Source organism: Stenotrophomonas sp. 71799_Sma (genome assembly GCF_056482505.1).
Genome location: NZ_CM151202.1, coordinates 2,750,463 through 2,773,082, shown reverse-complemented (window position 1 = coordinate 2,773,082; position 22,620 = coordinate 2,750,463). Strand labels below are relative to the sequence as shown.

20 protein-coding genes are annotated in these 22,620 nt (G+C 66.4%); 9 read left to right on the top strand and 11 right to left on the bottom strand.

Features of this window, described 5'->3' with window-relative positions; genetic code table 11:
- Nucleotides 1-44: 44 nt before the first annotated feature.
- Both ACZK4Z_RS12820 and ACZK4Z_RS12815 read right to left on the bottom strand, forming a co-directional pair.
- Nucleotides 45-989: a FecR family protein gene (locus tag ACZK4Z_RS12820; RefSeq protein WP_430371599.1), complete on the bottom strand. Its 945-nt coding sequence runs from the start codon at nt 987-989 to the stop codon at nt 45-47.
- Nucleotides 986-1,504, bottom strand: coding sequence for a sigma-70 family RNA polymerase sigma factor (locus ACZK4Z_RS12815; RefSeq protein WP_019337855.1), 519 nt, complete (start codon nt 1,502-1,504; stop codon nt 986-988). The genes ACZK4Z_RS12820 and ACZK4Z_RS12815 overlap by 4 nt, the downstream gene beginning before the upstream one ends.
- A 150-nt stretch (nt 1,505-1,654) precedes the next feature.
- Here ACZK4Z_RS12815 and ACZK4Z_RS12810 point away from each other — a divergent pair, with 150 nt between their 5' ends.
- Both ACZK4Z_RS12810 and betT read left to right on the top strand, forming a co-directional pair.
- Nucleotides 1,655-2,035, top strand: a complete 381-nt coding sequence (locus tag ACZK4Z_RS12810) for a VOC family protein (protein ID WP_010485179.1) — start codon at nt 1,655-1,657, stop codon at nt 2,033-2,035.
- 193 nt (nt 2,036-2,228) lie between these two features.
- Nucleotides 2,229-4,208 carry a choline BCCT transporter BetT gene (betT, locus tag ACZK4Z_RS12805; protein WP_010485181.1) on the top strand — a complete coding sequence of 660 codons (1,980 nt, stop codon included), beginning with the start codon at nt 2,229-2,231 and terminating at the stop codon, nt 4,206-4,208.
- A 107-nt stretch (nt 4,209-4,315) separates the two neighbouring features.
- Here betT and ACZK4Z_RS12800 read toward each other — a convergent pair whose 3' ends face one another.
- Nucleotides 4,316-6,943, bottom strand: coding sequence for a TonB-dependent receptor (locus tag ACZK4Z_RS12800; protein WP_430371604.1), 2,628 nt, complete (start codon nt 6,941-6,943; stop codon nt 4,316-4,318).
- A 233-nt stretch (nt 6,944-7,176) separates the two neighbouring features.
- Nucleotides 7,177-8,154 carry a zinc-binding dehydrogenase gene (locus ACZK4Z_RS12795; protein WP_143994575.1) on the bottom strand — a complete coding sequence of 326 codons (978 nt, stop codon included), beginning with the start codon at nt 8,152-8,154 and terminating at the stop codon, nt 7,177-7,179.
- Nucleotides 8,155-8,585: 431 nt separating this feature from the next.
- On the opposite strand from ACZK4Z_RS12795, the gene ACZK4Z_RS12790 reads away from it, so the two are divergent.
- From ACZK4Z_RS12790 to ACZK4Z_RS12775, 4 genes are all read left to right on the top strand, one after another.
- On the top strand, nt 8,586-10,949 hold the full coding sequence (locus ACZK4Z_RS12790) for a ribonucleoside-diphosphate reductase subunit alpha (RefSeq protein WP_430371606.1): 2,364 nt from the start codon (nt 8,586-8,588) through the stop codon (nt 10,947-10,949).
- A 99-nt stretch (nt 10,950-11,048) separates the two neighbouring features.
- Entirely contained in the window at nt 11,049-12,089 is a 1,041-nt protein-coding gene (locus ACZK4Z_RS12785) for a ribonucleotide-diphosphate reductase subunit beta (protein ID WP_024957408.1), read from the top strand.
- A 25-nt stretch (nt 12,090-12,114) separates the two neighbouring features.
- Nucleotides 12,115-12,582, top strand: a complete 468-nt coding sequence (locus ACZK4Z_RS12780; protein ID WP_082587896.1) for a flavodoxin — start codon at nt 12,115-12,117, stop codon at nt 12,580-12,582.
- Nucleotides 12,554-12,880, top strand: coding sequence for a thioredoxin family protein (locus ACZK4Z_RS12775; RefSeq protein ID WP_010485192.1), 327 nt, complete (start codon nt 12,554-12,556; stop codon nt 12,878-12,880). Before ACZK4Z_RS12780 ends, ACZK4Z_RS12775 begins: the two co-directional genes overlap by 29 nt.
- A 115-nt stretch (nt 12,881-12,995) precedes the next feature.
- Here the strand turns inward: ACZK4Z_RS12775 and ACZK4Z_RS12770 are convergent, their stop codons facing one another.
- Nucleotides 12,996-14,327 (bottom strand): Nramp family divalent metal transporter, encoded by a 1,332-nt coding sequence (locus ACZK4Z_RS12770; RefSeq protein ID WP_010485195.1) that lies wholly within the window; start codon nt 14,325-14,327, stop codon nt 12,996-12,998.
- Nucleotides 14,328-14,444: 117 nt separating this feature from the next.
- Between ACZK4Z_RS12770 and mntR the strand changes: the two genes are divergently transcribed.
- Nucleotides 14,445-14,915, top strand: a complete 471-nt coding sequence (gene mntR, locus ACZK4Z_RS12765) for a manganese-binding transcriptional regulator MntR (RefSeq protein WP_006372477.1) — start codon at nt 14,445-14,447, stop codon at nt 14,913-14,915.
- A gap of 114 nt (nt 14,916-15,029) precedes the next feature.
- Here the strand turns inward: mntR and ACZK4Z_RS12760 are convergent, their stop codons facing one another.
- The 3 genes from ACZK4Z_RS12760 to fabR form a co-directional block, all read right to left on the bottom strand.
- The gene (locus ACZK4Z_RS12760; RefSeq protein WP_053443188.1) at nt 15,030-15,578 is read right to left on the bottom strand and encodes a thioredoxin-like domain-containing protein; all 549 of its coding nucleotides are present in this window, start codon (nt 15,576-15,578) and stop codon (nt 15,030-15,032) included.
- Entirely contained in the window at nt 15,568-17,727 is a 2,160-nt protein-coding gene (locus tag ACZK4Z_RS12755; RefSeq protein WP_430371610.1) for a TonB-dependent receptor plug domain-containing protein, read from the bottom strand. Before ACZK4Z_RS12755 ends, ACZK4Z_RS12760 begins: the two co-directional genes overlap by 11 nt.
- 229 nt (nt 17,728-17,956) lie before the next feature.
- A complete protein-coding gene (fabR, locus tag ACZK4Z_RS12750) occupies nt 17,957-18,613 on the bottom strand; it encodes an HTH-type transcriptional repressor FabR (RefSeq protein WP_019336273.1) in 657 nt (218 codons plus the stop codon).
- Between the two features lie 92 nt (nt 18,614-18,705).
- On the opposite strand from fabR, the gene ACZK4Z_RS12745 reads away from it, so the two are divergent.
- Both ACZK4Z_RS12745 and ACZK4Z_RS12740 read left to right on the top strand, forming a co-directional pair.
- Nucleotides 18,706-19,776: a ferredoxin reductase gene (locus tag ACZK4Z_RS12745; RefSeq protein ID WP_049437664.1), complete on the top strand. Its 1,071-nt coding sequence runs from the start codon at nt 18,706-18,708 to the stop codon at nt 19,774-19,776.
- Between the two features lie 11 nt (nt 19,777-19,787).
- Nucleotides 19,788-20,936 carry a fatty acid desaturase family protein gene (locus ACZK4Z_RS12740; protein WP_010485207.1) on the top strand — a complete coding sequence of 383 codons (1,149 nt, stop codon included), beginning with the start codon at nt 19,788-19,790 and terminating at the stop codon, nt 20,934-20,936.
- Nucleotides 20,937-20,941: 5 nt separating this feature from the next.
- On the opposite strand, the gene ACZK4Z_RS12735 is transcribed toward ACZK4Z_RS12740, so the two are convergent.
- Genes ACZK4Z_RS12735 through ACZK4Z_RS12725 form a run of 3 tightly spaced genes read right to left on the bottom strand, consistent with a single transcriptional unit; the run spans nt 20,942 to nt 22,478 of the window.
- The gene (locus ACZK4Z_RS12735) at nt 20,942-21,277 is read right to left on the bottom strand and encodes a tetratricopeptide repeat protein (RefSeq protein ID WP_019336271.1); all 336 of its coding nucleotides are present in this window, start codon (nt 21,275-21,277) and stop codon (nt 20,942-20,944) included.
- Nucleotides 21,274-21,852: a flavin reductase family protein gene (locus tag ACZK4Z_RS12730; protein ID WP_164144729.1), complete on the bottom strand. Its 579-nt coding sequence runs from the start codon at nt 21,850-21,852 to the stop codon at nt 21,274-21,276. Before ACZK4Z_RS12730 ends, ACZK4Z_RS12735 begins: the two co-directional genes overlap by 4 nt.
- Nucleotides 21,849-22,478, bottom strand: a complete 630-nt coding sequence (locus ACZK4Z_RS12725) for a superoxide dismutase (RefSeq protein WP_430371614.1) — start codon at nt 22,476-22,478, stop codon at nt 21,849-21,851. The genes ACZK4Z_RS12730 and ACZK4Z_RS12725 overlap by 4 nt, the downstream gene beginning before the upstream one ends.
- Nucleotides 22,479-22,620 lie beyond the last annotated feature (142 nt).

The following is a 22,620-nucleotide window of genomic DNA, read 5'->3' as shown; positions in this document are numbered from 1 at the left end:
TCCCTTGTAGTGCCCGCCGAGCGCGCAGAAAGGGAACCGCGATTTCAACGCGGGCGCACAACGGTCCACCACGGCCAACGCTGCTCGATGCGGATCGGCAGGGCGCGCGCCAGCAGTTTCAGGGCCTGCAGGCTGTCCAGGCGCGGCAATACCGCGGTGACATTCAATGCGGACAGTGCCGGATCACAGCCCAGATAGCCCTGATGGTGACGGGCCAGTTCGTCGATCACCCGGATCAACGGCGTGTCCTGCACCCGCAGGCGTCCGTCCTGCCAGTCGCCGCGCAGAGGATCGGCAGCGACCGTTGTGAGTCCCCCCATCGGTCCGATCTGCAGCGCACTTCCCGCAGGAACATCCAGCGCCGCACCGAACATCGGCAGGCACCGCACCCCACCCTCGAACACGTCCAACCGGCTGTCCTGCGCTTCGCGGCCGACCGCGAAGCGGGTGCCGATCGGCTGCAGGCGCGCCCCGGGTACATGCACGGTCAGGGGCAGGCCGACGAATGCGGGGTGGTGGCCGGTCTGCAGCAGCAGTTCGCCGCGCAGCAGATGCAGGGCGCGGTGGCCGTTGCCGATGTCGACGGTCACTTCGCTGCCGGCGTTGAGCCACAACTGGCTGCCATCGGCCAACGTCCAATGACCGGTACGCCCGGCGGCGGTGCGGTGCGTCTGCAGGCGGCGCTGCGCCTGAAGCCCATGCAGGCCGAGCAGGGAGACCGCGCCGATGCCGAGGGCGCCACCGATGCCGCGCAGCGCCCGCCGCCGGCGAAGGCGCGCAGCATCAAGTGCCGTTGCGGCTGCCGGAGCCGACAGCGGGGCGAACGATTGCCAGACCGCCTCGACCCGTCGCCAGGCGTCGGCGTGACCAGCATCGGCCTGCAGCCAGGCGTGCCAGCGTTGCTGGTCGCCGTCGCTCCAGCCCTGTTGGCGCAGCGCGAACCATTCGGCAGCCTGTTCCAGCACCGGGCCGGCCAATGCCGCGCTCATGCCGCCGCGTCGCCGGACAGGCGCAGGCAATGCAGCATCGCCTGCGCCATGTACTTCTTGACCATGCGCTCGGACACGCCCAGCTGCACGCCGATCTCTGCATAGCCAAGGCCGGACAGCCGCGCCAGCAGGAACGCGCGCCGTGGCCGCTCGGCGAGGCCGGACAGCATGTCGGCAATGGCATGCAGCAACTGCAATGCCTGGGTGCGCTCCTCTGCCGAGGGATGCACCGGCTCCGGTTGGGTGGCCAGCGCGGTCAGGTAGGCGCGTTCCAGGTCCGCGCGCTGCCAGTGGTTGACCAGCAGGGCGTGCGCGATGGTGCTGAGATAGGCGCGCGGCAAGCGCAGTTCTGATGGATCGACACGACGGCTGAGCAGGCGCAGGAAGGTGTCCTGGGTCAGGTCGGCGGCGCAGTCGGCGTTGTGCGTGCGGCGGCGCAACCAGCCGAGCAGCCAGCCATGGTGTTCGCGGTAGAACCCCGCCAGCGCAGTGCTGGAGGCGGCGGGCACGGCCATCGGCATCGATCATTAATGAGAATGATTCCCATTATAGGGTGATCGAGCGGCGCGCGACAAACGTTGCGCGGGGCGCAGCGGGGGAGATCGCCGGATTTGCGATGCCCGACGTGCTCGCCGACACTGCGGTTTTCCACAGGGAGTGCCCGCATGTTCAGCCACATCACCGTTGGAACGAACGACATGGACGCCGCGCATCGCTTCTACGATGCACTGTTCGGTGCGTTGGGCGCACGTCCGGGCGTCTTCGATGACAAGGGCCGTCTGGTGTATTTCAAGGATGGCCGTATGTTCATCGTCACCGCGCCGATCGACGGTCAGCCGGCATGCCACGCCAACGGCGGCACCATCGGCTTCACCCTCGACAGTGCTGAGGCCGTGCGTGGCTGGCAGGACGCCGGCGTGGCCCATGGCGGCACCGCCATCGAAGACCCGGCCGGCATCCGCAGCATGGCCGGGCGCCAGCTGTTCCTGGCCTACCTGCGCGACCCGGATGGCAACAAGCTGTGCGCGGTGCATGTGATGTCGTAATTGGACAGTACGCGCGTGGCCGCGTCGCAGGCAGTGCGCGCGGCTGTGCTCGCAGGCGTCTGCCGGCGCGCGCGTGATAACACGTAATGGTGGATCCGGCCTGTGACCGCTGGCCACAACTTCATGCTCTGTCCACTGCGGTTCAGCCACAATCGGTCGGCTAACCCTTTGATCTACCGGAGAACGCCGCCCCATGGATGTACTGGAGCCGCAACAATCCCCGGTGCGCACCCTTCGGCCTGTGTTCGCCTTCGCGGCGATCGTTGTCGTGGCGTTCGCGCTGTTCGTCAGCCTGTTCCCGCTGGGCGCAGGCCGCCTGCTGCTGAAGGCGCAGGACTGGGCCGCACTCAACGTCGGCTGGTACTACCTGCTGGCCATGACCCTGTACCTGGTGTTCGTGGTCGGCGTGGCGCTGTCCAAGTACGGTGGCATCAAGCTCGGTGCCGACCATGACGAACCGGAGTTCAGTTACCTCTCCTGGGCCGGCATGCTGTTCGCTGCAGGCATCAGCATCACCCTGTTCTTCTTCTGCGTTTCCGAGCCGCTGACCCACTACCTGCAGCCGCCGCAGGGCGACCCGGCGGCGGGCGAGGCCGGCGCGCGCCAGGCCATGCAGCTGCTGTTCCTGCATTGGGGACTGCATGGCTGGGGTGTGTTCGCGCTGGCGGCGATGGCGATGGCCTACTTCGCCTACCGCCACAACCTGCCGCTGGCACTGCGCTCGGCGCTGTACCCGCTGATCGGCAAGCGCATCAATGGCCCGATCGGTTACACCGTGGACGCGCTGGGCATCGTCGCCACCGTGTTCGGCATCGGCGCCGACATGGGCTTCGGCGTGCTGCACCTCAATGCCGGGCTGGCGCACCTGTTCAACATCCCGCATTCCAACCTGGTGCAGATCATGCTGGTGGTGGCGATGATGGGCGCGGCGGTGGCCGTGGCCGTCTCCGGCGTGGAGAAAGGCGTGCGCTGGATGGCCAACATCAACATGCTGCTGGCGATCGCGCTGGTGCTGTTCATGCTGTTTGCCGGGCCGACGCAGTACCTGTTCAGCACCTTGATGCAGAACCTGGGCGACTACCTCGGTAGCGTGGTCGGCAAGAGTTTCGATGTGTATGCCTACGGCGGCCGACCGGAATGGCTGGGCGGCTGGACGGTGTTCTACTGGGCCTGGTGGATCGGCTGGGCGCCCTTTGTCGGGCTGTTCATCGCGCGCATCTCGCGCGGCCGCACCATCCGCGAATTCGTGTTCGGCGTGCTGCTGATTCCGCTGGGCTTCACCCTGGCCTGGCTGTCGATCTTCGGCAACAGCGCGCTGGACCAGGTGCTGCACCACGGCCAGCAACAGTTGGCGCAGCTGGCGGTGGATGATCCACCGACCGTGCTGTATGCGCTGCTGGACGGCTACCCCTGGAGCCGCGCGGTGATCACGGTGACAGTGCTGGTCAGCTTCATCTTCTTCGTGACCTCGGCCGACTCGGGGGCGGTGGTGTTGTCCACGCTGTCCTCGCATGGCGGCGCACCCGAGGATGATGGTCCGCGTTGGCTGCGGGTGTTCTGGGGCACGGTGATCGCGGTGCTGACCGCGGGCCTGTTGCTGGCCGGCAGTATCGACGCACTGAAATCGGCGGTGGTGCTGGCGTCGTTGCCGTTCTCGGCGATCCTGTTGTTGATGATGTGGGGGCTGACCCGCGCCTTCAGTGACGAATCGCACCGCAAGCGCGCGCTGCAGTACCGGCCATCGCCGCTGATCGGCGACGATCGCCACCACCAGGGCTGGCGCCAGCGCCTGAGCCAGGCGATGCATTTCCCGGTGCGCGACCAGGTCTACCGCTTCATGGATGACACGGTGAAGCCGGCGATGGAAGCGGTGGCCGAGCAGCTGCGCGGGCAGGGCTGGGACGTGGCCACGCGCTTCGAGGCGGGCGACATGGAGTTGACGGTCAACCATGGCGAGCAGCAGGACTTCCTGTACCGGGTGATCCTGAGCGGTTACCTGACCCCGTCGTTCGCCGCACAGCAGCTGCGCAACCAGCGCTACTACCGCGCCGAGGTGCACCTGTTCGAAGGCAGCCAGGACTACGACCTGGTGGGCTACAGCCGCAAGCAGATCATCAACGACATCATCAGCCAGTACGAACGGCACCTGCAGTTCCTGCACCTGAGCCGGTGATGCGGTGGGTGCGGACCGTTGGTCCGCACCCCCTGTAGAGCCGAGCCCGCGCTCGGCTCCTCGGTGTCGGAAGAGCAGCCGAGCATGGCTCGGCTCTACAGTGGCAATCAGAACCTGTAACGAGCGCCCAGCGAGACGAACTGTCCGCGCAGGTTGTACTGGCTGATGTCGAAACCGTTGGAGCCACCGGCGGGGTCGAACGGCGGGTCCTTGTCGGTCAGGTTCAGCACCGACAGCGACAGCGTGGTGTTGGGAATACCTTCGTACGCTACGTACAGGTCCAGCTGGTGATACGGCTTGATGCGGTCGCGCAGGCCCGGGTTGCTGGTTGCCGTCGCCACACGCTGGTCGTAGCCACTCACGTACTGCAGGCTCAGCGTACTGCTCCAGTCGCCCACCGCCCAGTTCAACGAGGTGGTGCCGCGGGTACGCGGCAGCGCGCCGTGGCGGTTGTTGCCGGCGCCGTCATACGGTGCCTGCCCAGCCACCAGCGGCTGCTTGAAGCTGAGCAGGTGGGTCCAGCTGCCGGCCACGGTGAAGGTGCCCCAGCCCACGGTGCGGAAGGTGCGGTTGGCGTCCAGGTCCAGGCCCGAGGTGGTCAGTTCGCCCTGGTTGGCGTACTGGTTGGTGATGAACTGGATGCGTCCCTGCGCATCACGTTGCACGCGACCGGGGAACAGCGTCGGGTTGTCGACGATGAACTGCGCGCTGTCCGGCTTGACCAGGTTGTCCTGCTCGATGCGGTACCAGTCCAGGCCGATGCTGGTATCACCATCCGGCGACCACACTGCACCCACGTTGAAGTTGCGCGAGCGCTCCGCCTTCAGATCCGGGTTGCCGGTGCGGATGTTGGTCACGCCACGGCTGCCGCCGGGCTGCAGCGGATCCAGCGGATCGATCACCGAGCCGTAGCTGACGGTCTGGCCCGGCGCGATCTCCGGCAGCGAGGGTGCGCGGAAGCCGCGCGAGAACGAGCCGCGCAGCAGCAGGCTGTCCAGCGGCTGCCAGCGCAGCGCCACCTTCGGCGAGAACGCCTTGCCGAAGTCATCGTAGTGATCGCCGCGGCCGGCCACCTGCAGCTCCAACGTGCGGTGCAGTGGCACGCTCAGTTCGGCATAGGCGGCACTGACCTGGCGCTCGCCGTTGACCACGTTGATGGCCGGGCGCAGTTCGGTGCCCGACAGCACCTGCGCGCTGGTGCGCGCATCCAGCGATTCCTTGCGGAACTCGGCACCCCAGGCGAAGCCGATCGCACCGGCCGGCAGCTCCCACAGCGAAGTCGAGGCCTTCACATTCAACGCGTGCAGCTTGTACCAGCCGGGGCGCTTGGTCTGCAGGCGCAGTGCATCCAGCGCGCCCGGCGTGCTGGACGGGTTGAGGAAGTTGTAGCTGCCATCGCGCAGGATCTGTTCGAACGCGTAGCGGTTGACGAAATTGTCCACGTACTCGCGCTGTGCACTCTGCGAGGTCAGCGCCGCCACTTCCCAGTCCCAGCGTTCACCGCTGCCGCGCACGCCCGCCAGGGCGCGGTAGAACACCTGCGTGTTGTCCTTCAGGCGCGGGCCGAGATCGAAGAAGGTGTACTCGAACGGCAGTGGCGTGCTGCCCGGGTTGTTGGGATGGCCGACCGGCAGCACCGCCGGCACGTCGATGAGCGTGCCGGTAGCCGGGTTGTAGGCACGCAGGCCCGGGCCAACGGTCAGCGGCGCACTGAAGATCTGGTCGGCCTTGTTGTGGCTGTACAGCACGTCGGCGAACGCTTCGACACTGTCATTGAAGCGGTAGGTCGCGCTCAACGACGCCTGCAGGCGCTCGGCGCCGGGCTGCAGGGTCTTGAACGGCTGCGCGTTGAAGGCGCAGGCCTGGCCGGGCAGGGTGCTGCCGAAATCGCTGTAGGGACGCAGCTGACTGCCATCCGGGCAGTTGGCGAACGGTTGCGGCGCGCGCGGGTTGGACAGCCAATTGCCACCGGCGGTGGACCAGCCGGCCAGGCGTCCGCCGGGCTTGTCGCGGAAATCGCCGCTGCGGGTATAGGCGCGCTGGTCGGCGTCGAGGCGATCACGCTTGAGCAGGTCCAGCCCGAACAGCACGTTCCAGCCCTGCTGCTCCAGGTCGCCGAAGCCGGCCAGCAGGTTGGCCTTGCGTTCGTCCAGGCCGCCCTGTGTGGCGGTACCGAAGCCGCCGCCCACTTCCACGCCCTGGAAGTTCTTGCGCAGGATGATGTTGATGACACCGGCGATGGCGTCGGAGCCATACACCGCCGAGGCGCCGTCCTTCAGCACTTCGATGCGTTCCACCGCGCTGATCGGCAGCGCGTTGAGGTCGACGAAGGTGTCCTGGGTATTGAGCGCGAAGCCGAAGTTGGACACGCGGTAGCCGTTGACCAGCACCAGTGTGTTCTTCGGCGACAGGCCACGCAGGCCGATCGAGGCCGAGCCGGCGGCGAAGCTGCCGGTGTACTGCTCGTCGAAGCTGTTGCCGGCATTGGCCGACAGGTTGCGCAGCACGTCGGTGAGGGTGGAGCGGCCGGTCTGCTCGATCTGTTCGCGGCTGACGATCTGCACCGGGTTGGGCCCGGCGGTATCGCTGCGCTTGATGTTGGAACCGGTCACCAGCACGGTGCCGAGGGTGGTGCTGTCCTTGCCGGTGTCGGCGGATTCAGCGGCGCCGGCAGCGCCGGCGGTGAGGCCCAGCGCAATGGCGCCAGCAAGCAGGTTCAGGGTGGTGCGGTACATGGAAGCGACAACGCCGAACGGGGGAGGAGCCGTCAGTACCGCATGCAGGTATATGCACCTTCCAATGACGAAAGCGCATTCAGTTATGCATCACAGGTTCTTAACGAACCGGCTCGGTGGGTGCGGACCGTTGGTCCGCACGCCCCTGTAGAGCCGAGCCTACGCTCGGCTCCGCACACTGGCCGGAAAGCAGCCGAGCATGGCTCGGCTCTACAGAAGGCAATGTCAGACGATCACGGCCGCAGCAGCACCTTGCCGTTACGACCCGAACCCGCACCGGTCTTCGCTGCGTGGGCGATGTCGTCCAGTGCGAAGATCTGCTCCACCGGCAGGGTCAGTTCGCCGCTCGCCGCACGCTTCAGCAGTTCGCCAACCAGCCGGCGCTTGTCCTCCACCGCCATCGCCTGGCTGACCTTGCTGCCCCAGAAGCCCTTCACCGTCGCTTCCTTGTAGATCAGGCCGCCGGCCGGGATGCGCATCGGTTCGCCGCTCATCACGCCGAACGACACCAGCGTGCCGTTGTGGCCGAGCAGGTCGACCAGGTCACCGCTGGCGTCGCCGCCGATGGAATCCACGGCGGCCGCCGCCTGTGCTTCGCCGGTCGCTTCACGAACGCGATCCTTCCAGCCGTCCACCGAGGTGTCGAACACATGATCGATACCCAGCGCCTGCAACTGTGCGACGGCATCCGCATTGCGCACCAGGTTGGCTACATGCACGCCACGCGCCCGCGCCAGCATCGCCAGCGACTTGCCCACCGCGCCGTTGGCGGTGTTCTGCACGATCCACTGGCCCGCCTCGACGTGCAGGAACTCCAGCAGCATCAGCGCGCTCAGCGGCATGGCGATCAGCTGCGCGGCCATTTCGTCGGGGATCGCCTCCGGCATCGGAATCACCATGCGTGCCGGCGCGATGAAGGCCTCGGCCCAGGTACCGTGTACCGAGGCTGCGGCGACGCGCTGGCCGATCTGCAGGCCGTCGACACCATCGCCGAGTGCATCGACCACGCCCAGCGCTTCACTGCCACCGATCGCCGGCAGGGTCGGCTTGTAGCCGTAGAGGCCGCGCACGGTCAGCAGATCGTGGTTGTGGATCGAGGCCAGCACGGTGCGGATGCGCACCTCGCCGGGGCCGGGCTCGGGCAGCGGCGCATCGGCAATGGCAAGGACGTCGGCCGGGTTGCCGAAGGAGGGGTACTGGGCAGCGCGCATGGGTGGTGTTCCGGGGAAAGTGGATGTTGTACCGAACTGGGGACGCAGGCGTTGTCGACAAGGCGCCGCAGCTGCAACACGGCATCCTGCGACTGATCGTCGCGACATGTGCTGATTACCGCATCTTGTGTTGACGGTTCGGGATATCCCCACTATGTTGTGGCCGTCACTCCCGGTCAGCCGCCGCCGCCGGACATGCAGCAAACGTCCCGCGGCCCGCCCCTGAAGGCTTGCCGTGTCGACGCGGCCGCCATCGTGCGGACGCAGGTCGCCCCCACGGCCCGGATACCGGCCGCAGGCGCAGGCAGATGCCGACGACCTACGTTCCCGTGCCCTGGCAATCCACCCGTTCGCCCCGTGCGCCGGTATCGCGTTCAGGGCCGCCATGGCATCGACCGCCAAAGCGCGTGCGAGCCTGGAGTTTCACCACCATGACCGACAGTACCTTCCGCGTGGCCGATCTGGCCGGCGCTGGCGACGCCTTGCGCGCCGGTGGCGAGCGCGTGCCGACCTGGATCACCAAGGAGGCCGGCAACCGCCGCCTGCCGTTCGAGGCCGAGCGCCTGCAGCGCAGCATCGACGCCGTGCATGCCGAGTTCCCGCAGCTGGACGTGAGCGACTATCGCCGCGTGGTGCAGGCGATGGTCGAGCGCAAACCGAGCATCAGCGCCGACGACCTGGTCGATCTGCTGATCCGTGAGGCCGAATCGCGGGTGGACCTGGTTGCACCCGAGTGGGAACAGTTTGCCGCGCGCATCTACCTGCGCCGCCTGTACAAGCGTGCCAGCCGCAACCGCTTCTACGATGTCGGCCTGAAGTACGGCTCCTACGTGGGCCTGCAGGAAAGCCTGGCTGACCGCGGCATCTACAGCAACGACATCCTGCGCTGCTATTCGAAGGAAGAGCTGCAGCAGGCCGGCGAGATGATCGACCCGGAGCGCGACCGCCTGTTCGCCTACAACGGCCTGTACCTGCTGGCCACGCGCTATCTGGCCAGCGACCGCAGCCGCGAGGTCTACGAACTGCCGCAGGAGCGCTGGCTGACCATCGCGCTGTACCTCATGCAGGAAGAAAAGCCGCGCGAGCGGCGCATGCAGCTGGTCGGCGAGGCGTACTGGGCGCTGTCCAACCTGTACATGACCGTCGCCACACCGACCCTGGCCAATGCCGGCAAGGTGGGTGGGCAGCTGTCCAGCTGCTTCATCGACACGGTGGACGACAGCCTGCAGGGCATCTATGACTCCAACACCGATATCGCCCGCGTGTCCAAGCACGGTGGCGGCGTCGGCGCCTACCTGGGCTATGTGCGCAGCAGCGGCGCGCCGATCCGGGGCGTGGCCAATTCCTCCGGCGGCGTGGTGCCGTGGATCAAGCAGCTCAACAACACCGCGGTGTCGGTTGACCAGCTTGGCCAGCGCAAGGGCGCGGTGGCGGTGTACCTGGACATCTGGCACCGCGACATCGAAGCGTTCATGGACCTGCGCCTCAACAACGGCGACCAGCGCCTGCGCGCGCACGATGTGTTCACTTCGGTGTGCGTGCCCGACCTGTTCATGGAAGCGGTCGAGCGCCGCGCCGACTGGTACCTGTTCGACCCGCACGAGGTGAAGCAGGCCAAGGGCTGGTACCTGCAGGACTTCTACGATGAGACGCGCGGTGCGGGCAGCTTCCGCGACCGCTATGCCGAACTGGTGGCCGACGAGCGCATCAGCCGCCGCACGGTGAAGGCGATCGATCTGTTCAAGCGGATCATGCTCAGCCAGTTGGAGACCGGAAATCCGTTCCTGTTCTACCGCGACGAGGTCAACCGCCGGAACCCGAACAAGCACGCGGGCATGATCTATTCCAGCAACCTGTGCACCGAGATCCTGCAGAACATGAGCCCGACGCGGATGATCCAGGAGATCGTCAGCGGCGACCAGATCGTCACCACGCGCCGCGCCGGTGACTTCGTGGTCTGCAACCTGTCCTCGATCAATCTCGGCCGGGCAATCAGTGCGCCGGATGACCTGCTGGCCACCGACGTGCTGGAGCGCCTGATCCCGATCCAGGTGCGCATGCTCGACAACGTGATTGACCTCAACGCGCTGCCGGTGCCGCAGGCCACCATCACCAACCGCAAGTACCGCGCCATCGGCCTGGGCACGTTCGGTTGGCACCACCTGCTGGCGCAGCAGGCGATCCAGTGGGAATCACCGGATGCCGAAGAATTGGCCGACCGTCTCTACGAACGCATCAACTTCCTGACCATCCAGGCCAGCGCGCAGCTGGCGAAGGAGAAGGGCAGCTACCCGATGTTCGCGGGCAGCGACTGGCACAACGGGCGTTACTTCCGTGACCGCGACTACAGCGGCGCCGCATGGGACAGCCTGGCCCACGAGGTCGCCACGCACGGCCTGCGTAACGGCTGGCTGCTGGCCGTGGCGCCGAACATGAGTACCGCGCAGATTGCCGGTTCCACCGCGTCGATCGACCCGATCTACAGCGCGTTCTACTACGAGGAAAAGAAGGACTTCCGGCGGCCGGTGGCGGCGCCGGGCCTGTCGCTGGAAACCTGGCCGTACTACGAGAAGGGTGCCTACAAGGTCGACCAGTTCGCCAGCGTGCGCCAGAACGCCCGCCGCCAGCGCCATGTCGACCAGTCGATCAGCTTCAACCTGTATGTGCCGAGCACGATCCGCGCGAGCACCCTGCTGGAGCTGCACCTGAGCGCCTGGCGCGAAGGCCTGAAGACCACCTACTACGTGCGCTCCAACGACATCGACATCAGCGAATGCGAGTGGTGCGCCAGCTGACCATCCACGGTAGCGCCGGGCCACGCCCGGCGAGCGCATCGCGCGGCCGTCGCACATTCCGCCGGGCATGGCCCGGCGCTACCCCCTGCAGGTAACACCATGGCAACCCCCCTCGACCGCATCAAGATCCTCGAACCGCGCCATCCCAACCGCAGCACCGGCATCATCAACGGCCGTACCAGCGGCATCCTCAACTGGAACGATATCCCGTATCCGTCCTTCTATCGGGCCTACAAGGAGCTGTCGACCAACTTCTGGATTCCCGACGAGGTCGACATGAAGCTCGATGCCCGCCAGTACGGCGAGCTCAACGCACGCGAAAAGAACGCCTACGATTCGATCATCGGCCTGCTGGCCACGCTCGACTCACCGCAGACCCGTTTCATCTACAACGTCGCCGAGTACATCACCGACCCGGCCGCGCATGCCAATGCGGCGATCATCGGCCAGCAGGAAGTGATCCATAACGAGAGCTACAGCTACGTACTGGCCTCGATCACCGACCTGCCGAACCAGAACCGCATCTTCGAGATCGCCCGCACCCACCCGACCATCATCAAGCGCAATGCCCCGATCATGGGCGCGTATGACGACTTCATGCGCGAGAAGACCGCCGAGACCCTGCTCAAGTCGCTGATCCAGTCTTCGATCCTGGAAGGCATCAACTTCTATTCCGGTTTCGCCTACTTCTACAACATGGTGCGGCAGAACCGCATGAACGGCACCGGCAAGATCATCAGCTTCATCAATCGCGACGAGCTGGCCCATACCAAGTTCATCAGCGAGCTGATCCGCGCCATCATCGGTGAAAACCCCGAGCTGCAGACCAATGAGTTGACCGCCTACGTGCACCAGTCATTCGAACATGCCATCGAGCTTGAGACGCAGTGGTCGTCGGAGGTGCTGGATGGCATCGATGGCATCGACGTGGACGAGATGGTGCGCTACGTGAAGTACCGCGCCAACAAGATGGCCGGCATGCTCGGCATCGAGCGCCTGTACAGCGACACCACCGACAACGTGATGCCGTGGATCAAGGCCTACGCCGACAACTTCACCGAGACCAAGACCGACTTCTTCGAGATGCGCAATGCAAGTTACAAGAAGACCAACGTCGACAACGGCTTCGACGATCTCTGAGCCAGTCGCCGCGCTGCGCATCCTGATGGTGGTCGCCTCCTTGAGCGGCAACACCCGCGAACTCGGCCGGCAGATTGCCGAACGCTGCCGCGCTGCCGGTCATGCGGTGCACTGGCAGGAGGCCGACGACCTGCGCCAGGCACCGCCGCTGGCGACCGATGAGGCCGACCTGGTGCTGCTGGGCTGCTGGACCGACAACGCCGGCCGCACGCCGGCGGAGATGAAGGCATGGGTGGCCGGCATCGCCGAGCGCGGCGAGCGGCCACGGCAGCTGGCGGTGTTCGGCACCGGTGAAACGCAGTGGGGGCAGGAGTACTACTGCGGCGCCGTGCACCGGCTGATCCGCTATTTCCGCAGCGACTACCCGCCGCTGGAGATCGAACAGATGCCGCATGGCCAACGCCATGCCGGGACCATCGATGCCTGGACCGATGCGGTCCTGGCCCATTACTGGAGCAACACCGATGCAGATCATCGACGCCACCACGCCTGAGCAGTTCCAGCAGCTTCTGGCCGAACATCCGCGGGTGCTGGTGGATTTCCACAAGGACCAGTGCCCGGGCTGCCGGATGCTGGAGGTGTCGTTGCACCGGGTGGCCAACAGCGTGGCGGGGCAGGGCACGACCCTGCTGCGCGTGCAGCTGGAGGTGCTGGGTGAAGCGTTCTTCAGGGAGCTGGGACTGCGGCAGACCCCGACGTTGTCCCTGTTCCGTGACGGTGATGAGCGCACGCGCCTGGCAGGGTTCCAGTCACCGCAGCAGATCGAGGCCGCGATCGCGTTGCATCTGTAGAGCCGAGCCCATGCTCGGCTGCCGTTCGCGCGGTGAGCGATGAGTCGAGCATGGCCCGACTCTACAAGGGCATCCACGCATGGCGTGCTACCGGGGCAGGGTCCGTGGTTCGGCGTCAGGCTCCGCTGAAGGTATCCACCAGCAGCTTCACGTTCAACACCACGATCACCAGCGCGATCACCCAGGCGATCGCGCCCAGCCAGCGTGGTGCCACCAGCGCGCCCATCGTCACTTTGTCGGTCACGATCCGCACCAGGGGAATGATCGCGAACGGTAGCTGCATCGACAGCACCACCTGGCTCAGCACCAGCAGCTTCACCGCGCCCTGGTCGCCGAACAGCATGATCACCACCACCACCGGAATGATCGCCAGTGCGCGCGTGATCAGCCGACGCAGCCACGGCGGCAGGCGCAGGTGCAGGAAGCCTTCCATCACGATCTGGCCGGCCAGCGTGGCGGTCACTGTCGAATTCAGGCCCGAGGCCAGCAGGGCAATCGCAAACAGTGTCGCCGCCGCGCCCACGCCCAGCATCGGCGCCAGCAGCTGGTGCGCCTGCTCGATGTCTTCCACATCGAAACGGCCATTGGCATGGAACACTGCCGCCGCCAGGATCAGGATGCTGGCGTTGATGAACAGTGCCAGCGTCAGCGCGAGGGTGCTGTCGGTCACCGCCCAGCGCAGCGCGCTGCGACGGCCCTCGTCGGTGCGCGGATAGGCGCGGGTCTGCACGATGGAAGAATGCAGGTACAGGTTATGCGGCATCACCGTGGCGCCGATGATGCCGATGGCGATGTACAGCGCGTGCGGATCAGTCACTACCTGCGCGCGCGGAATGAATCCGCCCAGCACGTCCATCACCGGCGGTGCGGCCAGCGCGATCTGCACCATGAAGCAGCCGAAGATCACCATCAGCAGCGCGATCACGAAGGCTTCCAGCGCACGGAAGCCGCGGTTCATCAGCAGCAGGACCAGCAGCGTATCCAGCGCGGTGATCACCGCGCCCCACAGCAGCGGCAGGTCGAACAGCAGCTTCAATGCGATCGCGGTGCCGATCACCTCGGCCAGGTCGCAGGCGATGATCGCTGCCTCGCACAGCGCCCACAGCGCCAGGTTCACCGGCTTCGGGTACCGCGCGCGGCAGGCTTGCGCCAGGTCCATGCCGGTGGCGATGCCCAGCCGTGCCGACAGCGCCTGCAGGATCACCGCCATCAGGTTGGAGATGAGGATGACCGACAGCAGCAGGTAGCCGAAGCGCGAACCGCCGGCGAGGTCGGTGGCCCAGTTGCCTGGGTCCATGTAGCCGACCGAGATCATGTAGCCCGGGCCGAGGAAGGCCAGCAGGCGGAACCACCAATGGCCCTTGTCGGGAACGGCGACCGAGGCGTTGAGCGCGCCCAGGCTGGCCGGGGTGGAGGCCGAAGGGTCGTGGGGCGCCAGGGTGTTCATGGGTCCGAATATAGCTCCTGCTATAGTCATTAGCAATGTGAAACAATCGTCTTTATCGCGTTACTGGTCCAGAATTCAGTTTCAAACCCGGAGTAGACCGGAAGGACAGGCGCAGGCGTGGGCAAGACCGACGATTCGACATCGCTGAAAAGCACCCCCTTGATCGAGGCTGAGCGCCAGGTCGAGAGCTTCCGGCAAGTGCGCGAAGCGCACCGGATGGAGCTGGTGGAGGACTATGTCGAACTGATCTCGGACCTGCTGGCCGACGGCGGCGAGGCCCGCCAGGTCGACATCGCCACCCGCCTGGGCGTGGCCCAGCCCACCGTGGCGAAGATGCTGCGGCGCCTGGCCCGCGATGGCTGGGTGGTGCAGCGGCCGTACCGCGGCGTGTTCCTGACCCCGGAAGGCGAGGCGCTGGCCCATGCCAGCCGCCAGCGGCACCAGACCGTGGAGCGTTTCCTGCTGGCGCTGGGCGTGGACCCTGATACGGCACGGCGTGATGCGGAGGGTATCGAGCACCATGTGAGCGAGCAGACGCTGGCGCTGTTCGAGGCGTTCGTGCGCAAGGCCGAGGGCGAGGCGCCGTAACGGTAGCGCCGGGCCATGCCCGGCGGCCGTTCGCGCGATCCAGGTTTTTGTAGAGCCGAGCCATGCTCGGCTGCCGTTTGCACGGTGATGGAATGCGTCGAGCATGGCTCGACGCTACAGGTCAGGCGGGCAGCGGGCCTGTTCCTGCGCGCACGCCCGTTTCGTCCATTCCTTCAACACCGGCTGCAGGCCTTGGTAGCGCCGGCCTTGCCAGCCATTGGCCAGCACCGTGCCGTCGGCATCGATCAGTACCAGATTCGGCGGTGCCAGCCCGGCCAATGCCTGCAGGGCCGGCATGCGCGCAGCGCGGCGCGGGTCAAGCACCGGCCACGGCATGTCCTGCGCGTGCATGTAGCGGCGCAGCGCGCTCTCGCTCTCATCCTGGCTGACGTACACCACTTCGGTATCGGCGCCGGCTTGGCGCAGGGCATCACGCACGCTGCGCAGCGTGGGTACGAAGGCATGGCACGGTGCACACCAGTCGGCACCGAAGTACAGCGCCACCAGTTTCGGCGGCTGTGTCCATTGCATCGGTCGCAGCGAGCGCTGTTCCGGCCGCATCAGCGAGGCCGAGACCTGCGCGTGCAGGTCCGCAGCCATCGCCGGTGCGGCCAGCAGCACGGCACAGGCCAGCAACAACGCTCGCAGAGCTTCAGAACGCATAGCGCAGGTTGACGTACCACGAACGCGCGAAGCGCGGCCCGTAGACATAGTCGCTGTCGCGCAGCGCGCCCACTTCCAGATCTTTCTGGCGCTGATCGAACACGTTCTTGACACCCGCGGCCACCGACACTTCCTGCTGCGCCTGCGCGCCCAGATGGCGGTGCCAGCGAGCACCAAGATCGGTGACCAGGAAGGAACGCGTACGGTGCAGCTCGCCCAACCGGTTGTTCAGCACTGACATCGGCCCGGTATGGCGCAGCGCGACGAAGGTTTCCCACGGCTCGGCGGGCATCCAGCTGAGCTGCGCCAGGCCGGTCCAGCGCGGGGTCTTCAGGTAGTCGCGGCTTTCGATGATGGTGTCGCCACCGTCGCCGGTGTCGTCGTAGATGCGCTGCGGTTCGCGGAAGCGCGAGCGGTACCACGAGGCACCGGCGGTCAGGCGCCACTGCGGCGACGGCTGCCAGCCGAGGTTGGTTTCCGCCCCCAGTACGTTGGAGCCGGAGGCGTTGTAGCGCAGCTGGCTCAGTTGTCCGTCATCGCCGCGCTGGATCTCGCCCAGCGCGAAGGTGTCGCGGATGCGTGCATAGGAGGCGGTAGCATCCCAGCTCCACACTGGATTGGCCGGGTCCGAGCGCCAGTCGAAGCCGAACAGGGTGGTCAACGCGCGCTCTTCCTTCAGGCCATCGGTGTTGCGCACGCGCACCTGCTCGCCACCCAGCGTATCGACGTGCACGTCCTCGACGAAGATCTCCGGTGCACGGAAGCCGGTGGCGATGCCGGCTCGCCATTTCAGGTTGGGCGTGGCCTGCCAGGCCAGGGCGATGCGCGGCGAGAACACCGCGCTGTCCAGCTCCGAGCTCTTGTCCACGCGTGCGCCCAGTACCAGGTCGACGTTGTCGCGCAGGCTCCACTCGTCCTGGATGAAGGCGCCCAGATTGTGGAAGGTTGCATCTTCCAACACCGCCAAGCGCTGCCCGTCACCGGTGCGGTTGTCGTCGCGCAGCGCCTCGTGCTTGTACTGCACGCCGAAGGCCAGCGCGTGCGCGCCCAGCCGCCAGTTCAACTGGCTGTCGATGTAGTGCAGCGGGTTGTGGGTGCGGCCGTATTGGCGCCACGAACGCGAGGCCGCGCTGCCGGCCACGTTGGGATCCAGCTGCGACGGGTCATGGCCGGGGGCAGACGGATCGGTAACCACGTCGCCAAGACCGCCGTAGAAACTGTCGCGGTCGATGTCGGCGAAGGCGTAGGCCAGGCGGAAATCGGCGTCGGCATTGATTTCCTGATCCCACGACACGCTGCCGCGCCGGTATTTCGTATCCAGCGATTCGGCGATGTTGGCCAGGTATTCGGGCTGATCCAGTCGATTGCCGCCACGCCGGGTTTCATCGGTCACCTGCAGGTCCAGGCGCAGCCGCGTGCCCGGCGTGGGCGCGTACCAGGCCTGCAGCCCGCCGACCTTGAGGTTCTTGCGGGTGATCTCGGTGTAGCCGTCACCGTTGTAGTCGATGCCGCTGTTCCAGTTGCGCTGGGCAATCACTGAAAGCCCGGCGTCGGCATCTTTCGCCACCAGGTCCAGGCGCACGTCGGCATTCTTCTGCGGTGTGCCCTTCAGGACATCCACGCCCGCCTGCACATGGCCACCGCTGCGCGCCGGCAGCGGCGGAATCAGGTTGATCACACCGGCCACCGCACCCGGGCCGTACAGCGCCGAGCCGCCGCCCTTGACCACTTCGATGCGGTCGACGAACCCGGCCGGAATCTGCTCCAGGCCATAGACGCTGCCCAGCGTGGACAACAGCGGGATGCCATCGAACAGCAGCTGGTTGTAGGCACCGGGCAGGCCCAGCAGCTGCACTTCGCTGGTGTTGCAGTTCTGGCAGTTGCTTTCCACGCGCAGGCCGTTGATCAGCTCGGCGGCGCGCGAGAAGTCGGTGGCCGCGCGCAGCGCGATGTCTTCCTTGCGCAGCACTTCGGTGCGGATCGGGACATCGGATAGCAGGCGTTCGCTGCGGGTGGCGGTGCTGACCTTGACCTGCACGCGGTCCAGCTCGGTCGGCTTCGAGGTGGCGGCCAGTGCAGGCAGCGGCAGGGTCAGGGCAATGGCGGCGGCCAGGGGCAGCCGATGGAAGAGGGGCGTGGCAACGGGCATGAGGGCGTCGTCCTTGGGAGAAGAAAGGCGGCGAGGGCGACCTGGCTGACGATATGAAAGCAGCGGCTTATGAATATAGCAAGTGCTATATAACGAAGCCGAGGCAATTGCGATTGGGGCGCCAGTCGAGTCAGATCATTTGTGTGTTATAACATTACACAAAACGACCACAACCCTGCCGGTGGTCATGTCCATAGGATGGAGTTGCCGTGTAGGCGCGGTCGGATCGTCAGCCGCGACGGAATGCGGCGGGGGTCCGGGCGCCGACGATGATCATGCGGATCATCGTGGAGATCTGTTCGACCAGTTCCGGATCCTTCTCCGGTGGCAGGTCCATGGCGGTGGCGCCCATCGCGAACACCAGCCGGGTGATGGCCTTGGCCACCAGTTCCGGGGCATGCAGTACCGCGCCATCCAGTGCGGCCAGGCGCACCAGATCGTGCTGCAGCTCTTCCTCGAAGTAGTGCAGCTCGCGTTCGACCGCGTGCTTGAAATCGTCCGAGCCGACCGCGCCTTCCCGCAGCAGTACGTGCAGCAGCTTGTCGTCGGCGCGCAGCTGCTCCATGAAGGTCTCCACCGAGACCCGCACCACGCTGGTAGCGGTGGAGGTGGCGCGCTGGCGGGCCTCGCCGATGATGGTGCGCAGCGAACGGCCGGCTGCATCGATCAGCGCCACGGCCAGTTCGTCCATGTCGCGGAACTGCCGGTAGAAGCTGTTCGGCGCAATGCCGGCCTCACGTGCCACTTCGCGCAGGCTGAGCGTGGACAGGCTGCGGTGCGGCCCGATCAGTTTCAGGGCGGCGGCCAGCAGATCCTCGCGGGTCACCGTACGGCGGGCCGGGCTGTTGGCATCTTCGGGCGTCGACAAGGCGGTGGCGGCGGCCATGGGGGTTCCGGTAGGGCGAGGCTGAATCATACCCAATCCGGTTCAATATACACATGTATACACAGGTGTATGTGCGCCCGTATAGTTCACTCATGAGCGCTGTCGTCCGTCCGTCCCTGTTCTCTCCGTACCGCTGGGTGTCGCCGTCGCTGTTCGATTTCTGGGCGGGCCAGCTCAATCCCCTGTGGACCCTGCGCGAGCCGGTGGCCCGCCTGGTCCGCCGCGAGCCGGCTGGCGAGGGCGCGGCGACCCTGGTCCTGCGCACCAACCGGCACTGGGCCGGCATGCGCGCCGGCCAGCACGTTACTCTCGGCGTCGAGATTGAAGGACGCCTGTGGCAGCGCAGCTACAGCCCCACCGCACTGGGTCGGCGCGAGCTGGCGATCACCGTCAAAGCGATCGACGGCGGCCGGGTCAGCCAGCATCTGGTCAACCATGCACAGCCGGGCGAACTGTTCCGCCTCGATGCCGCCTTCGGCGAGTTCCATATGCCGGCCGCGGCGCCGGTGCTGCTGCTGGCTGCCGGCAGTGGCATCACGCCGATGCGCAGCCTGTTGCGCGACGCCTGCCAGCGGCCGCTGGCAGCACCGGTGGACCTGTTCTACTGGGAGCGCACTGCTGCCCATCTGCAGTTCCGTGATGAACTGCGGGCGCTGGCTGCGGCACATCCGAACCTGCGCGTGCATCTGCTGGCCACCCGCGAGGGTGAGGCGCCGGCCGCGCGAATTGATACCCATGATCTGCAGGTGGCCGGTGATGACACGCCGCTTGCGCAGCGCCATGTGCTGGCTTGCGGCCCGGACGGCTTCGTTGCCGCTGCGCGCGAACGCCTGGCGCACCAGGTGGCCGGCTTCCAGGCCGAAGCCTTCACCCCGCCGGCGCCGCTGCGCGATGCCAGCAGCGAAGGAGAGGTGTCGCTGACGCTTGCGCGCAGTGGCCGCCAGCTGAGCGTGCCGCGTGGCCGCTCGCTGCTGGAAAGCCTCGAAGCCCATGGCATCAAGCCCAAGCACGGCTGCCGCATGGGTATCTGCAACAGCTGCAGCTGTGACCGCGTCAGTGGCGCCACCCGCCACCTGCGCACCGGCGACCTGCAGTCCGAGTCGGCACAGCCGGTGCGGATCTGCGTGAGCGCACCGACCACCGACCTGACCCTGGATCTCTGAGGACGCCTGCCATGACCCGCGCTACCGACCGTGCCCTGAGCACCGCCGAGATGCATGCTTTCGGTGAGGAACTCGATGCGATCCGCGACCGTGTGATCGGCAGCCTCGGCGCCTCCGATACCCGCTACATCCGCCGCGTGGCTGCCGCCGTGCGCTGGTTCGGCGTGGGTGGCCGTGGCCTGCTGTTCCTGGCAGCATTCTCGCCGCTGTTCTGGATGCCGCTGCTGTGGCCGGCCGCGATCACCGGCACGCTGCTGCTGGCGTTGTCGAAGATCCTGGAGAACATGGAGCTGGGCCACAACGTCATGCACGGCCAGTTCGACTGGACCGGCGACCCCAAGCTCAATGGCAACACCTACGAGTGGGATATCGTTGCCACCGCCGACAACTGGCGCAAGACCCACAATTTCCGCCACCACACCTATACCAACGTGCGTGGCATGGACGATGACATCGGCTACGGCCTGCTGCGCATCTTCCCGGAACAGCGCTGGAAGCCGTTCTACCTGCTGCAGCCGATCATCGCGCCGATCTTCGCGCTGCTGTTCCAGTGGGGCGTGGCCGCGCAGGACCTGCGCCTGGGCCGTTGGCTGAAGGGCCGCATCAGTGGCCGTGCGATGTGGATGCAGACCCGCCCGGTGGCGCGGAAAATGGCTCGCCAGGTGCTGAAGGACTACGTGTTCTTCCCGCTGCTGGCCGGCCCGTTCTTCCTCACCGTGATGCTGGGCAACATGGTGGCCAACGGCCTGCGCAACATCTGGACCTACGTGATCATCTTCTGCGGGCACTTCACCGCCGAATCGGAAACCTTCCCCAAGGAGTGCCTGCGCAATGAGTCGCGCGGCCACTGGTACCTGCGCCAGCTGCGCGGTTCGTCCAACATCAGCGGTGGCTTCCTGATCAACGTGCTGTCGGGCAACCTCAGCCACCAGATCGAGCACCACTTCTACCCGGATCTGCCGGCCAACCGCTATGCGGCCATCGCCAAGGAAGTGAAGGACATCTGCCGCCGTTACGGCCAGCACTACAACAACGGCTCGCTGCCGCGCCAGTTCGGCCAGGTGGTCTGGCGCATCCTGCGTCACGCGTTCCCCAGCAAGCCGCGCCGCCTGCCGATGCCGGACATCATGTCCGCACCGGCATCGGCCAACGCGGGCTGATCGACTCAGCCCGCCTTCGCCAGGGCCGCCTGTTCGCGGTCCAGGCGGCGCAGGAACACCTGCATTTCCTTGTGTGCCTGCTGGTCACCCTTGCTGCCGGCCACGCTCAAGCCGCGTTGCCATGCTTCGCGCGCCGCCAGCGGCTGGCCACTGGCCAGCCAGGCTTTGCCCAGCAGCTTCCACGCCGCGGAATACTGCGGATCAAGCACCACGCACCGGCCCAGATGGGTGGCCGCGCGCACCGGGTTGCCCGCATCCAGCCAACCCTTGCCCAGGCCGAAGCGCAGCAGCGCGCCGTCCTTGCCGTTGGCAAGCATGCATTCCAGGGCTTCGATGTTCATCCGCGCACCTCCACCAGCAATTCGGTGGGGCCGGGCTGGAAGCGGCCACGATGGAACAGCAGCGGCGCGCCGCCGTTCTCGTGCACTTCGATGATGCGGCCAGCCAGCAGCAGATGATCACCCACCGGCCACTGTGCGTGGCGGGTACAGGTGAGGTGGGCGACCGCACCGGCGATGCGTGGTGGGGCATCCTCGTCATCATCCAGCAATGCCAGGCCGTCGAAGCGGTTGCGGACCTGCGGATCGGCAAAGCGCCGGGCCAGCGCTTCCTGGTCGGCCGCCAGCACGCTGATCGCAAAGCGGGTGGCGCGCTGGAAGGTGGACAGGCTCTGCGCATGCAACGCCAGGTTCCACAGCACCAGTGGCGGCTGCAATGACACCGGCACGAACGAATTGATGGTCAGGCCGATGGGTTTGCCCTGCGCATCGCGGGTGCAGACGATGGCCACGCCGGTAGGAAAGTGGCCGAGCAGCCGCCGCAGGGCCCGCGGCGGCATCTCGACCGACGGCACCGGGGCCGGGGAGGGGAAGACCCCCGCCCACGGCCCGGCGTATGGCAGTGTCTCGCCGCTCATGAGGCCCTGGCCTGGCGGTAGCGCCGGCCGACCTCGGCCCAGTTGATGATGTTGAAGAACGCACCGATGTAGTCCGGGCGACGGTTCTGGTAGTGCAGGTAGTAGGCGTGTTCCCAGACATCCAGTGCGAGGATCGGGGTGTTGCCGGACAGGCCCACGGCCGCACCCATCAGCGGGCTGTCCTGGTTGGCGCTGCTTTCCACCTGCAGGCGGCCATCGCGATCGCTGGTCAGCCACGCCCAGCCGCTGCCGAAGCGGGTCTGCGCAGCCTTGGTGAACGCATCCTTGAAGGCATCGAAACCGCCGAGATCGCGGTTGATGGCGGCGGCCAGTTCATCATCGCGTGCACCACCGTTGGTGCTGAGTACGGTCCAGAACAGGCTGTGGTTGGCGTGGCCACCGCCGTTGTTGCGGACCGCGCCACGCTGCGCCTCGGGCACGGCATCGAGGTTGGCGATCAGCGCCTCGATCGGCTGCTCGGCGATGCCGGCCTGCTCGATGGCGGTGTTGAGGTTGTTGACGTAGGTCTGGTGGTGCTTGCTGTGGTGGATCTCCATCGTGCGCGCATCGAAGTGCGGCTCGAGGGCGTCATAGGCATAGGGAAGCGGGGGAAGCGAGTACGACATCGAAGCAATCTCCGTGGGGAAGGCCAGAGAGGCTGGCCGTGGGGAGATCGTTATCGCACCTCAACATTGGTTGAGGTCAAGGGGAAGGATTGAAATGCGTGAAAGGGAGCAAGAGCGACGTTGTAGTGCCGGCCACTGGCCG